This is a genomic window from Rhizobium favelukesii (genome assembly GCF_000577275.2).
GTDB classification, from domain to species: domain Bacteria; phylum Pseudomonadota; class Alphaproteobacteria; order Rhizobiales; family Rhizobiaceae; genus Rhizobium; species Rhizobium favelukesii.
Genome location: NZ_HG916852.1, coordinates 3,051,844 through 3,065,300, shown reverse-complemented (window position 1 = coordinate 3,065,300; position 13,457 = coordinate 3,051,844). Strand labels below are relative to the sequence as shown.

The following is a 13,457-nucleotide window of genomic DNA, read 5'->3' as shown; positions in this document are numbered from 1 at the left end:
GTTACGGTAACAAGCGATGGCCAAATCGTAACAACGAGCAGAAATGCTTCTTGTCTCCGGGTGAGCGGTTGCGGCTTGAGGTCTCCCTGCAGAGTTTCATCGGCAGGACGCCTGTTGCCCTGGATTGGCTGCTCAAGCACGGTGACCGGCGCGGCGACGGCCGTGGCAGCCACGTTGCCGATGGTTGTCACCGTTCCGCCGACCACAGCGGTCAGACCCTGGCCGAGCGAGACGTTCGAATCCGTCAGCGTCTGTCCGGTGATGATGCGTTGGCCAATCAGCTGAACGCTTTCAGGACTTTCGGCGAACTTGCCATGGTTCAGGCCTTCGCCTTTGACCTTGGTAAGATCGATCGCCGTAATGCCGGCGGCTTCGAGTTTCGAGCGATAGGGTTCCACGGTCGGGTCAATCGCGCCGAGACGCGAGACACGGCCGGTGATGAAGCTCGACACGGCAAGCGCCTTGTCATCCTGGGATACGAAGATCGTGAATTTCGGCGTTGGCGTTCCCATCTCGGCGAACTGCTTGGCAAAGACCTGGATATCGATATCCGGGGATGCGAGGATGACGTTGTGAATCTTGCTGTTCACATGGCCGTCGCGAATACCCATCTGCCGCAGCGCCTCCATGGTGAGCCAGGTGCCCATGGAGTGGGCGAGGATGGTGATGTCCTTGACATCCGCGTCGGCTGCGAGCGTTCGCAACGCCTGCTCGAGCGCCGTGCGCGAATAGTTGGTGCTTTCCTTGTCGTATTCGTAGGCCGTGAGTTGTGCGCGTGATGGCCACGTGAAGAGGAGCGGAGTCGCCTGCATGCCGGAATCGTGGACGATCTGGGCCAGGCGGAAGACCGAGTCCTCGTATTTGTTGTTGAAGCCATGGACGAAGACCAGCGCGTGCCCGCCCTGGATGTTCTGGCGGAACCAGGCGCGCCCCTGCGGAACTGTGTCGATCTCCTTGACACTGGTCACCGCAAAGTCGGTCGCTGGATTGGGCGGCAGGCGTTTCGGCCATTGCACGGTGCCGGGCGCCCGCTTTGGCGGTATCGAGACGTCGACCGCCGTCAAGTAAGGTTTCGGGCTGCGTTCGCCGGTAAACAGCGTTGCTGGGTCGCCAGACGGTTCGCGGGTTGTCGCGACCAGCATGCTCACCTGCGAGGTCTTCGGCGTTGCCGCCGTCAGTACAATGGGCGTCATGACGCCGCTTGGATGACCACAACCGGCAAGAAGTGCGGCGACGAGCAACGGTACAAGTGTCCGAACAGTGCGGGCAGCGATCACGTTGCCGGTTCCCTCATTGAAAACGCAAGCACCTTACGGTGGCCGGGCTAAAGTGAAAGGACTTTACAGCAACGACGCAGATGTTAGGCGCAGTTCGCGCGAAATGCCCACGCGCCGCGACGAGTTTTGGGCGAGTGTTACCGAACCGCAACGAGCCGGAGACGGGGCTGCGCTCCCTGTGCGCTGCCCATCGGGTCTCAGCCTCCACAACCCCACAGCGGGAAATCTCTACTTTCTGTGAATTCGTTTCACAGATCTTTGGATTGAGTGACCGCTTATCACTGAAATCCAGGGCCTCCATATGTTCGCCAGTCAACCACGCCGGCAGACCGGCAGATCATTCGAGGCGCACTATGCCAATTGCTCTCTTTGCTTTGACGATCGCGGCCTATGCGATCGGAACCACAGAATTCGTCATCGTCGGCCTGTTGCCGACGGTCGCTACAGATCTTCAGATCAGCCTGCCGCTGGCTGGGTTGATCGTCAGCGTCTACGCGCTGGGTGTCACCTTCGGCGCACCGGTGCTGACGGCGCTGACGGGACGTATCGAAAGGAAACCACTGCTTCTCGGCCTAATGGCGCTCTTCATCATCGGTAACGGGATGGCGGCAATCAGCCCAAGCTACGCGCCGTTGCTGGTTGCGCGTGTGCTTTCGGCTTTTGCGCATGGCGTCTTTTTCTCGGTCGGCTCGACGATTGCAGCCGATCTCGTCCCCGAAAACCGCCGCGCCTCGGCAATCGCCATGATGTTCATGGGCCTAACCGTCGCCATCGTCACCGGCGTTCCGCTCGGCACGCTGATCGGTCAGATCTTCGGCTGGCGTGCGACCTTTGCCGCCGTTGCCGGCCTCGGCGCGATCGCCTTCCTTGCAATTGCCGTGCTTCTTCCGTCAAGCCTGAAGAAGGCGCCGGCCGCCAGCATCGGCGATCAGATCCGCGTGCTCGGCAGCGGACGCCTGCTCATCGTCTTCGCGATGACCGCGCTCGGATACGGTGGCACATTCGTCGCCTTTACATTCCTTGCGTCGATCCTACAGGAGATCACCGGGTTTGCGGCGGGCACCGTCAGTCTCATCCTCGTGGTCTACGGCATCGCCATCGCCATCGGCAATGTTGCCGGCGGCCGGCTCGCCAACCGCAGCCCGGTACGCGCCTTGACCGGATTGTTCATTGCCCAGGCGATCGTGCTGGTCCTCTTCAGCTTCACAGCGCCGTCGCCCTGGCTGGCCGTTCCGACGCTGGCTGCACTCGGCTTCCTCTCCTTTGCCAACGTGCCTGGCCTGCAGATCTATGTTGTGCAGTTGGCAAAGCAGGTTCGCCCCGCCGCCGTTGACGTCGCATCGGCCCTGAATATCGCGGCCTTCAACCTTGGCATTGCCGCGGGCGCATGGATCGGCGGCCTCGTGGTCGAATCCTCACTGGGGCTTGGGGCAACACCATGGGTTGGCGCAATCCTTGTCGTGGGAGCCTTGGTTCTGACGCTCTGGAGTGGCGCTCTGGACGGCCGGCCGGCATCGGATGACGACACGGCGACCCAGCCTGCCTAACCACGGCGACGGAATCCCAACGTCCTGAGAACGGTGGTCGACGCGAGCCCAATCGCGTTGGCCATCGTTACTTTCGTGGGGGCGGTGTACCTGCGCCTTAGCCCCGCGCAGAAGGCCGGACTTCGGGCTCTTCGCAGGCGGCCCCAAATGTTCCTTTTCCCGATAAAATTGTGTCGTGGTCGACCACAATTTTCTTGCCCAATGGCGGCATGCTGGACGGCAAAGCCAAAGCCGTAGGCGGATCTGACGGGAGAAGTTGCGTGGGCAATACCTCAAGGAACTGCGAGCGTCAGGGCAGGCACACGACCTCAAATCTTAACCCCTCAACGTCGAGATCTCTGGGCCATCGTTGTTCAGCGGATCAGCAAATCGGCTGGAGGTTGACGGCTCCCGTCAAGTCAGTGGCGGAATGTCTTGGACGACCTATGTTCTGGCCCATGGAACGTTTGTGAGCTCGCGCGCACAGGCAAGGATGTTCTGGAGTTTATCAGTACGGCCGAGGACGCTTTGAGGAAACGAAGGGGCAACTGGCTCCCACCCGGGCCTGCATTTGAGGGTGGAAAGTTGTCAGGATGTTGTTCGACGTTGGGCTCCAACCTATGTCGCGCGAATAGCGGGGCTTCATCTTTAGGGTCAAGCTTGGGCAATGACGCGACGCAAAGGGGAGAGGCATGGAAGAACTGACGCGCCGCGCCGTCAAGCTTTGTCTGACGGATGGAGCATACTATCGCCTCGATGTTACGAGCGAGCTCTCGCATCCCGATCAGCGCATCTCAAAAGATATCCGCGCGTTTGCCGTGACGACCCTCTCGTTCCTGCTTGCGCTTTTCAGAGCCGCCGCGGGCGTTGCTTATCCAGGTTCTGGCCGAATTCTGCGCCCAGGGATACGCTTCCTGCCGCAGCAACCCTATTTTCCGCCGAGTACGCTTCGACAGCTGATCGTCCCACTGGCTGTGAACGCAGAAATCCCGGACGAGCGGATTTCGATGCTACTTGCCGAATTGAGACTCGAGCGCATTTCTAAAGCAGAGGGATTTCGACAAGAAGTGGAATGACCTACGTTTCTGACGCCAACAGAGCAGCGCCTGTGGATGTTGGCGAGCTTATCCATCGCGAAGCCGCATGTCATTTTCCTTGAGAGGACCGAGGTTATGGTGGGTTAGGATGTGCTGTTCCGGATTATGACTCGCCTTACAGAAGGTGACGGCATCGCCTGCGTTCATATTAGGAGCGCCGCCAGAATATCGTCCTATGACGCCATCCTGGACCTTGACGATAGTGGCGCATGGCAGTGGAAGACGCCGTATAGCCGCGCAAACGGTGGCGACGCGCAGCACGGAGACTGAGACGACAAGAAAGTCGATAGGAGGCTGACGATGACCAATGCAGCTCTTTCAACTGACAGCTATCAGACAAAGACCGCTCCGCTTGGGGCAGACGAACTCCGCTTGATGGACGCCTACTGGCGCGCGTCGAACTATCTTTCGGTCGGACAGATTTATCTGCTTGATAATCCGCTCCTGAAGGAACCTCTCAAGCGGGAGCACATCAAGCCAAGGCTGCTTGGCCACTGGGGAACGTCGCCCGGCTTGAACATGCTTTATGTGCATTTGAACCGCGTGATCAAGCGCGACGACCTCAACATGATCTACGTGATCGGGCCGGGCCATGGCGGCCCGTCGCTGGTCGCACATGCCTATCTGGAAGGGACCTACAGCGAAGTCTACCCGAATATCGGCCAAGACGCCGAGGGGATGAAGGGACTGTTCAAGCAATTCAGCTTTCCCGGCGGCATTCCGAGCCACGTCGCTCCCGAAACGCCGGGAAGCATCCACGAAGGCGGCGAACTGGGCTATGCCTTGAGCCATGCCTATGGCGCGGCCTTTGACAATCCCGATCTGATCGTTGCCTGTGTGGTCGGCGACGGGGAGGCGGAAACCGGTCCGCTTGCGACGGGATGGCATGGCAATAAGTTTCTCAATCCCGCCCGTGACGGATGCGTGCTGCCGATCCTGCATCTCAACGGATACAAGATCGCCAATCCATGCTTCCTCGCCCGCATCCCAGAGCACGAATTGCGGAAATTCTTCGAGGGGATGGGTTATGCGCCGCTTTTCGTGGAGGGGCACGATCCCGACAAGGTGCAGCAGCAGCTGGCGGCAGCGATGGATACAGCCGTCGCAGAGATCAAGCGGATCTGGACGGAGGCTCGCGAGAAGGGCAATCTGAAACGCCCAGCGTGGCCGATGATCGTTTTCCGCACGCCAAAGGGCTGGACCTGCCCGAGCGAAATCGACGGCAAGAAATGCGAGGATTACTGGCGGTCGCACCAGGTCCCGATGGGCGACATGGACAAGCCGAAGCATATCGAAATCCTTCAGCATTGGATGCAGACCTACAAGCCTGGAGAGCTCTTCGATGACGACGGCAAGCTGCGCGCCGAGTTCGCCTCGCTAGCCCCGGCCGGGAATCGCCGGATGAGTGACAATCCGCACGCAAATGGTGGCTTGCTGCTCCGTGACCTGAAGATGCCGGATTTCCGCGACTACGCCGTTTCCGTGCCGAGCCCGGGAGCGACGACGACCGAATCCGCCCGGGTCATGGGCAAGTTTCTGCGCGACGTCATGAAGCTGAACCTGAACAGCAACAACTTCCGGCTGTTCAGTCCCGACGAGAACAACTCGAACCGCTGGCAGGATGTGCTCGAGGTCACCAATCGCTGCTACATGGCGGAAATCTATCCCGAGGATGATCACCTGTCGCCCGACGGGCGCATCATGGAGGTTCTGAGCGAGCATCAATGCCAAGGCTGGCTGGAGGGTTATCTGCTGACGGGACGGCACGGCTTCTTTTCCTGCTACGAAGCCTTCATCCACATCATCGACTCGATGTTTAACCAGCACGCCAAATGGCTGAAGGTCTGCAACCACATCCCGTGGAGGCGGCCCATTGGATCGCTCAACTATTTCCTGAGCTCGCATGTCTGGCGACAGGATCACAATGGCTTCAGCCACCAGGATCCGGGTTTCATCGACCATGTCGTCAACAAGAAGGCAGAGGTGATCCGCGTCTATCTCCCGGCGGACGCGAATACGCTGCTTTCGGTCACCGATCATTGCCTGCGCAGCCGCAATTATGTGAACGTCGTCGTGGCTGGAAAGCAACCGGCGCCGCAGTGGCTGACCATGGATCAGGCGGTTAAGCACTGCGCCGAAGGTCTCGGCATCTGGGAGTGGGCGAGCAACGATCGGGGCTCGGAACCCGATGTGGTGATGGCGTGCTGTGGCGACGTGCCAACGCTGGAGACGCTGGCGGCGGTGCAATTGATCCGCGAACATATGCCGGAGTTGAAGGTGCGCGTCATCAACGTCGTCAACCTCATGAAGTTGCAGCCATCAAGCGAGCACCCTCATGGGCTTTCCGACCGCGATTTCGATGCGCTCTTCACCAAGGACAAGCCGATCATCTTTGCGTTCCATGGATATCCCTGGCTGATCCACCGACTGACCTACCGGCGCACCAACCACGGCAATCTACACGTGCGCGGATACAAGGAGGAGGGGACGACCACGACGCCCTTCGACATGGTCGTTCTGAACCAGCTCGATCGCTTCCACCTTGTCGAAGACGTCATCGATCGGTTGCCGCAACTCGGGTCCCGCGCCGCCTACTTCAAGCAAGCGATCCGCGAGAAGCTGATCGAGCACCGGCAATACATTGAAAAACACGGCGACGACATGCCCGAAATCACCGGTTGGAAGTGGGGTGTCCAGGGGCAGCCAGCAAGAACGCATAGGACGTCGACGGAAGGCGACAATACCTAAGGCGCAGACCGCAAAATGTGCAGCGGGGCGGCCGCCCTACAGCGATGACGCCGACGCGATACGCAAATCACTCCTGCCGTGGTCAGGCCGGCGACCTGTGTATCGGCTGCGACGGCCTACGCCAAGAATGCGAATTTCGAAGCTATGCGGATGGTGACTCATGATTGAGGTGTTGACTGCGCCAAACATGGAGGCCGCGCCGAGCGACCAGGACTTTGCGCGATTGCAGTTCTCGTCGGTGCTCTACTACCTGCATTGTACGAACCCCGATAACGGGTTGGTTCGCGACAAGACGCAAGATGGCGCACCGGCGAGCATCGCGGCCATCGGCATGGCACTCGCCACCATTCCAATCGTCGTCGAGCGTGGCGTCATCATTCGCGAGTTTGCGGCCAAGATTGCCCGGCGGCGGCTCGAATTTCTGCTGCAATGTCACCAAGGACCGGAGCCGGACGCCTCCGGCTATAAGGGCTTCTTCTATCATTTTCTCGACATCGAGACGGGACGCCGGGTGTGGGAATGCGAGCTGTCGACGATCGACTCGGCCTTTCTTTTTGCCGGCGCGCTGACGGTCGCCACCTATTTTGACGGGGAGACGGCTGAAGAAACGAAGATCAGGCAACTTGCGATGTCGCTGTACCAGCGAGCAGACTGGAATTGGGCGCGTGACCAGGGTGCGACGCTGACGCACGGCTGGCGACCGGAGAGCGGCTTCATTCCTTACCGCTGGCGCGGTTATGACGAAGGCCTACTTCTCTACATACTGGGGCTTGGATCGCCGTCGTATCCGCTGCCGCCGGAAAGCTATGCGGCTTACACTGAAAGCTACGAATGGCGGAACATCTTCGGGCGCGAACTGCTCTATTCCGGTCCGCTCTTCACGCATCAGCTGTCGCATATGTGGATCGATTTTCGCGGCATCCGCGACGAATTCATGTGCGAGCATAACAGCGACTATTTCCAGAACAGCCGGCAAGCGGCCTTCGTCCAGCAGGAATATGCGATCCGAAATCCTATGGATTTCGAGGGCTATGGCGAGCATTGCTGGGGATTTACCGCGAGCGATGGTCCCGGCTGGCAGACAGCGGAGATCGACGGGGTGCGCCGCGATTTCTTCGACTACATCGCCCGCGGCGCTCCGTTCGGGCCGGATGACGGCACCGTATCGCCCTGGGTTGTCGTGGCATCCCTGCCTTTTGCGCCCGAGATCGTCATTCCAACCGTCCGTAATTTCGCGAGCATGAATCTTGGGATGACGCGGCTTTACGGCTTCAAGCCATCGTTCAATCAGACGTTCAAGGATGGAAACAGTCCAACTGGCTGGTGGATCAGCCCTTACCATTTCGGGATCGATCAGGGGCCGGTGGCGCTGATGATCGAGAATTATCGCACCGGCTTCCTATGGAATCTGATGCGCAATTGCGAACCTGTCGTCAGGGGGTTGCGCCGCGCCGGCTTTACCGGCGGATGGCTGTAGTGGGGGCGTATATGAGCCGCCGCGCAACTTGATCTCGAGTGCGTCTGGATCAATCGATCATTCGGCGTTCGATTGGGCCTGCCAAGTTGATCAATGAGAGCCGCGGAGCTGATCGCCCGCTAGCCAATTTCGGTTGAAGACGCTCTTCGTCCCATCCGTCGCCTCGGACGTATGCACGATATCCTCCCGCAGCCACCAGTCAATTGAGGTGCCGGGCGCCGACAGCTCTCGCTGTTCGAGGTTCGCTGTGACAAGAATTGATATCGACTGGGTCCGCGCAGATTTGACCGCTGCCGTTTCGGCAGCCGACAATGCGAACAGCGGCGCGATAATACCCGTCACGACGACGGATGCGTAGACTGGGAGTGTTTGCGAGTACGGCATCACGTGCATCCCACTGGAACTGCAGCAATACTACAATGTCGCAAGTCAAACTTACAGTCGACTCTCTATTTCGATATTCCGCCGAATGAAACGACTGCAGCAAGCGCAGAACAGCGATGATTGCAGAGCCTGCAGCCTGCTCAGCTTCTTTTCAAAGGAGAAGCGTAGGCAGCGGATTTGGCTAAGCTAGCTCGTGACGCAGGATTGTTGCCACGTATTTTCATTGCCTTTGCCGGGGGCCACAGTCTGTGCCGGCCATGCGTCGCAGCGACCGGCACCAGGTCGTCAGTTCGCGCGAGCAAGCGCCACGGCATCAGCCACCCGCCGGGAGCGGCAGCACGCGCAGGCGCTCGTGCGAGGCAGGATGCTTTCACGCGAGTGGCGTCCTCCGGTATAAGGGCTCTGCTCTTCGGTCACGAAATCCAGGGGCACAACATCAAGTCAGGCGAGGCATATCGGCGAGCGACTGCAGAACACGGCATGACGACTATCTCCGCTGGCAAACGGTCCGATCAGGGGAGCAGCAGAATCGGTTTTCCATCTGTCCGACGCGGTGGCGTTTCTGCGGCGTCATTTCCCGCAATCCCGACGGCACTTTCGCGCAAAGGAACGAGTATCTATTCAGTCTCCAGTCGACAGGTTTGAATTCTCGCTGGTGGTGAAGTGAGATGCAGTCGGGGATCGAAGGAGACTTCGGTGGCATGATTGATACCGGAGGCTCGCTGCCCGTGCGCGAGTTTGTTGCATGAGCCTCAGCTTTCGATTGCGGACTGGATCTGGATTTGCCAGTCGCAAGTAGTGAGCGTCAGGTTCTGGATCGTGTAGACCAATCCAGACGAGATAGGCAGCCCGACATTCGCATCGCCGACCAAACAAGTTCATTGATGACCCAGATCGAGATGACCGTTCCTGGCATGGGGGTTCTTAGCTCTGGGGCACCGCCCCTTAGTTCCGGCTCCAGGCCAAAAATGGCCGATAGTGTCGCTGGACGATAAGCAGAGTTCGATCCGGTTGGATGATATAGATCTCCTCGACCTCGCGCCCCGTCTGATCCGTGAACGTATGGGGGAACGAAGAGCCGATCGGCGACCTCGCGAGCTTCGTTCGGGGCTGGCCGCCGTAGGTGATGCTGCCGGGAATAGGCGCGTAACCTTGCGACGAATAGGATCCCGAAACGGCAGTACAGCTTGCGACAAGGACTGCCGTCACGGCCGCCGCTATTATTTGGATCATCCTCTGGCCTCCCAGTTCATCGGTGAGATCTCGCCGATGTGATCGCCGACGATCACTGGTCTACTCGATTTCGTCATCAAAGTCTCTTGCGCAGCGGGCTCCTTCGACGCTGCCATCACGTTGATAGGCATGGCCGTCTCATAGCTATCGCCATGATCGTCGCCGACCCATTCCTTGTGTACCCTGGCCCGCCAGCGCGGACGCCACTGACAGTTGATCCATCCTAAACCTTACACCACGGCTAATTCCGAACACTGAATTGTGCTGACAACGCTCCAGCCTCAGCCTCAGCCATCTTCAATTCCAAGAACCTTCGAAAGCCTCTCGACCAACTTTGCGCGCACATCGTCCGGCAGCTTATCGAGATTGAGTTGTTTGAATTCAACCGCCGGAGGTTCTGCCGCATCAGGGAGTCCAAGCTTTTCCCAATCCGGCGTCCGCTTCTTGAATCCGACCAGAAACTTGCGATGAGGTGCCGGCATGGCGCCGGCAATGGTTTCGACTAGCTGCTCCCGCGCCGCCCGTTGCGTATCAAGGCGCGACGTCCTCGACGGCCATGCCATCAACGTTCTGCTCGCACTCCGCCTTAATATCATTGCGACCCGGTGCGAGCACTTCAGCAATGGGCCTGCCGTGGCTGATCAGATAAACGACAAAAGGCCTGGCGAATGGCTTCGCTTATCCCTTCGGCCGCTAACAAATCCCGTATGTCGAACAGGTCGCGCGGATGCTGCCTAACCAGAGCCGCCATGATTTTTCCTGCGTACAAGTCGGCGAACGATACGACCTGGATTTCCGCGAAGCCGAACATCGTCGCATGCTCGGAGGCTATAAACGCGCGCGACGGTCGCTGGCTGATGACCGCGGGTGTCGTTCTGGTTCGACAGAAGCCGGGCAGTGCGAAAGGTGTCATGTTCATCACCATCGAGGACGAGACGGGTCCGGCCAATCTGGTCGTCTTTGTTCGAGAAGCGCCGCCGCGTGGTCCTCGGATCGTCGATGATGGCGATCAATTTGAAGATCCAGCGAGAGGGCGACGCGGTCCATCTCGTGCCACAGCCGCTCTTCGATCTGTCGGGCGGCCTGTCAGGGCTTGCCGACCGCGACACTTCACCCTACCGACGGGCAGGGGAGACGAGTTTGCGCATGGCGGCGGGCCGAACCCAAGGGACAAGCCGAAGCCTGCGATTCAGCCGCCGGGCATCTTCATCCCGGATCTCCACAACGACACCTTGAAGGTGAAGGCGCGAAATTTCCACTAGCTTCGTGTGTCGGTGTCGGATTGTCGTTCCCCCGTTCGTCCTCCGCTTGAACAGAATAGGAGAACGGCCAATGAGCAACGAAACCAAAGTCAATATCGAAGAAGAGGCGATTATCGCCATGCTAACGATGCGCGCTTCCGCGCTCGGCGAAAAAGATGCCAAGGGCGCACTTTCCTACGAAACCGGGGATTCCGTCGAGTTTTCGCTAGCACCGCCGCTCGTCTATCACGGCAAGGACGAGGCAGGCCTGCAGGCGTGGTTCAATACCTGGGAAGGTCCGATCGGTGGCGATGTTTGCGATGCCAAGCTAACGGTCGGCGGAGATGTTGCTTTCTGGAGTGGTCTGACGCGCATGACGGGAACTAAAACTGACGGCACCGAGGTCGATCTTTGGTTTCGTCAAACCCTTGGCCTGGTGAAGCGCGATGGCCGCTGGATGGTGTCCCACCAACATGCATCCGTGCCCTTCGCCATGGATGGAACCGGTCGCGCTCTGCTCGATCTCAAACCTTAAACGGCTGGCCTCAGGGTATCGATGTCCCCAGGCCGCCAACGGTGGAGTTTTACTTTGTTCGATGAGGTCCAGGCTCTGATGCCAATCTCAGCGCCTCTTCGCGACGTCTCTTTCGCTCTCATTGAGAGGTGCACCGATCATCGCGATGGCTTCAAGCTCGGCTGCAGTTGCGGTCCGCCACTTCAAGAACCCGCGATCTCTGCCGAAGGTGCCGACGAGTCTGCGATTGAGAAATCGAGGTCGGATCACATCTCGCCCTAATTTAGCTCGGAGGCAGCGGTCTCTCTCGGCGCTGACCGTGCAGCGGAGCGGCGCAGGACGAAAGCGATCGCACGATCGTCGATTTCGCAACCGGCGTGGCTCTGGGGATCGATCGGTAAACGGGCAAGCCTAGCTAGTTTCCGTCCATAAACGGCTGGTTTTCTTGTGCTTGCAGCGCGTTTGGGTTCCGCTTGGTGGCCGCTTTGAAGCCATGCGGTGTGGCTCATGGGTGCTAATTGCGGCGGCCAGGATTTCTGGTGGAAATGCGCGCATTGGGAACTGCCGGCGTTCCGCCGGTCCGGTTTTGGCTGGCGACATGGGATGTCAGTTCGATCTGAGGCGGGCGAAGAGGGCGAGATTGTAAGCGACCACCGAGGACCAGACATAAGTCTTGAAGTGGTCGAGCCCACGCCAGGTGCAGCGCCCCAAGCCGTAGGCGCGTTTGAGGCAGGAGATGCCGGCCTCGATGCCGGCGCGGAAGTTGCGTAGCTTGCGATAGACCCAACGGCTTTTGACCATGTCTTCGATCTTGAGGCCGCACTTCTTGTGGAAGGCCATGTCTCGCACGCCCCAGGCCTTGGCTCCGCTCAGATTTTCGCGGCTGGCATAGCCGCCGTCGGCGGCGGCCTGCCGTGGCGGCTCGCCCCAGATGCCAATGTGACGCTCCAGCATCGGCAGCAAGCGCTCGCTGTCGGCCGGGTTGCCGGCTTCGACGACGAGGTCGAGGATCAGCCCGCTTGTGCCGGTGGTCAAATTGATCTTATGGCCATACTCGACGTCGCGGCTGCCTTTGACGATGATGTCGGCATGCGGCTCGAACAAACTGACCAGCTTGTCGCCAGCCGGCACCGCCTCGCCGGCCAGGACCCGCCGCTCGGTCTGGGCGATGATCCGTTCGATCAGCGGCTTATAGTGGCGGACTTGGGCCTGCCAGCGTTCGACCGCCGGGCCCGCCGCCAAGGGCAGCTGCGCCGCCGCCTGTTCGAGATAGCTCAAGGTGGTGCGCGTGATCCTGAGCAGCGCGCGATAGTGCTGAACTCGTTTCGGACGACCGCGGGTAAATTGGATCGCCCGGGATCGCTTCTTCGCCGCGCGGCAGTGATCGTGCCATAAGATGGCGCTGCCCAAGGAAGCCGCCTGCTGCAACAGCCGCACCATCACCCGCACGCAGTCCCACAAAAGACTGCTGTCGCTCGGTTCGTGCATCAGCGCCGAAGTGACGGTGCTGTCGATGCGCACGACCTTGCCGCGTTCCACCTTGTCCTGCCGGGCGCTTGTCAACAGCACGCGATTGATCGCTTCAAAGGTCCCGGCCCGGATCGCGCTGATCGTCTTGTGCAAGACCGACTTCTTCGGGCTGCACCCCCATGGCAGCCGGGCAAAAGCCCGGAACGAGGCGGAATCTTCCAGATGAAAGGCCAGCTCCTCATAACTCAACTGACGGTGTTGTTTGAGCAGGGCGCAACGCAGCACGGCCTCCGCCGGCAGGCCCTCGCGGCCGGTCTCCTTGACGCCGTGGCGGCGCAGGTCCTGCGCTACCAGCCCGAGCAGATCACGATGCTCATCCAGCCATTGCGACATGGCTTTCAGCTCGCGGCCGATCTCGTGTTCGGCGAAAAGATCGAATATATTGGATTGGACGGTGCGTTCTTGGCGCATTGTCGGCTCCGGCGGTTGC

The 13,457-nt window shown here is 59.7% G+C and carries 10 protein-coding genes and 3 pseudogenes; 6 read left to right on the top strand and 7 right to left on the bottom strand.

What is annotated here, in order from left to right:
- Nucleotides 1-56 precede the first annotated feature (56 nt).
- Nucleotides 57-1,193: pseudogene (locus tag LPU83_RS53745) on the bottom strand (alpha/beta hydrolase); the annotation flags it as partial.
- A 437-nt stretch (nt 1,194-1,630) separates the two neighbouring features.
- Here LPU83_RS53745 and LPU83_RS53740 point away from each other — a divergent pair.
- The 4 genes and pseudogenes from LPU83_RS53740 (at nt 1,631) to LPU83_RS53725 (ending at nt 8,125) form a co-directional block, all read left to right on the top strand.
- On the top strand, nt 1,631-2,824 hold the full coding sequence (locus tag LPU83_RS53740; protein WP_024318054.1) for an MFS transporter: 1,194 nt from the start codon (nt 1,631-1,633) through the stop codon (nt 2,822-2,824).
- Between the two features lie 674 nt (nt 2,825-3,498).
- Nucleotides 3,499-4,170 (top strand): annotated as a pseudogene (locus tag LPU83_RS75850) (hypothetical protein); the annotation flags it as partial.
- A 30-nt stretch (nt 4,171-4,200) separates the two neighbouring features.
- Complete coding sequence (locus LPU83_RS53730; protein ID WP_082321228.1) at nt 4,201-6,648, top strand: phosphoketolase family protein; 2,448 nt, start codon at nt 4,201-4,203, stop codon at nt 6,646-6,648.
- Nucleotides 6,649-6,808: 160 nt separating this feature from the next.
- Nucleotides 6,809-8,125 carry a glucoamylase family protein gene (locus LPU83_RS53725; protein ID WP_024318057.1) on the top strand — a complete coding sequence of 439 codons (1,317 nt, stop codon included), beginning with the start codon at nt 6,809-6,811 and terminating at the stop codon, nt 8,123-8,125.
- A gap of 90 nt (nt 8,126-8,215) precedes the next feature.
- Here the strand turns inward: LPU83_RS53725 and LPU83_RS53720 are convergent, their stop codons facing one another.
- From LPU83_RS53720 to LPU83_RS74205, 5 genes are all read right to left on the bottom strand, one after another.
- On the bottom strand, nt 8,216-8,509 hold the full coding sequence (locus LPU83_RS53720; protein WP_024318058.1) for a hypothetical protein: 294 nt from the start codon (nt 8,507-8,509) through the stop codon (nt 8,216-8,218).
- A gap of 945 nt (nt 8,510-9,454) precedes the next feature.
- Nucleotides 9,455-9,742 (bottom strand): hypothetical protein, encoded by a 288-nt coding sequence (locus LPU83_RS53715; RefSeq protein ID WP_024318059.1) that lies wholly within the window; start codon nt 9,740-9,742, stop codon nt 9,455-9,457.
- A complete protein-coding gene (locus LPU83_RS75170) occupies nt 9,739-9,873 on the bottom strand; it encodes a hypothetical protein (RefSeq protein ID WP_258579745.1) in 135 nt (44 codons plus the stop codon). Before LPU83_RS75170 ends, LPU83_RS53715 begins: the two co-directional genes overlap by 4 nt.
- Nucleotides 9,874-10,029: 156 nt before the next feature.
- Complete coding sequence (locus LPU83_RS74210; protein ID WP_024318060.1) at nt 10,030-10,305, bottom strand: hypothetical protein; 276 nt, start codon at nt 10,303-10,305, stop codon at nt 10,030-10,032.
- Nucleotides 10,306-10,358: 53 nt separating this feature from the next.
- Nucleotides 10,359-10,553, bottom strand: a complete 195-nt coding sequence (locus LPU83_RS74205; protein ID WP_231052272.1) for a nucleotidyl transferase AbiEii/AbiGii toxin family protein — start codon at nt 10,551-10,553, stop codon at nt 10,359-10,361.
- On the opposite strand from LPU83_RS74205, the pseudogene dnaE2 reads away from it, so the two are divergent.
- Together dnaE2 and LPU83_RS53700 are read left to right on the top strand one after the other, a co-directional pair.
- A pseudogene (gene dnaE2, locus LPU83_RS53705) lies at nt 10,549-11,004 on the top strand (error-prone DNA polymerase); the annotation flags it as partial. The gene LPU83_RS74205 and the pseudogene dnaE2 overlap by 5 nt on opposite strands.
- A gap of 70 nt (nt 11,005-11,074) precedes the next feature.
- Nucleotides 11,075-11,518 (top strand): YybH family protein, encoded by a 444-nt coding sequence (locus LPU83_RS53700; protein WP_024318062.1) that lies wholly within the window; start codon nt 11,075-11,077, stop codon nt 11,516-11,518.
- A 585-nt stretch (nt 11,519-12,103) separates the two neighbouring features.
- On the opposite strand, the gene LPU83_RS53695 is transcribed toward LPU83_RS53700, so the two are convergent.
- Nucleotides 12,104-13,438 (bottom strand): ISNCY family transposase, encoded by a 1,335-nt coding sequence (locus LPU83_RS53695; protein ID WP_037069090.1) that lies wholly within the window; start codon nt 13,436-13,438, stop codon nt 12,104-12,106.
- Nucleotides 13,439-13,457 lie beyond the last annotated feature (19 nt).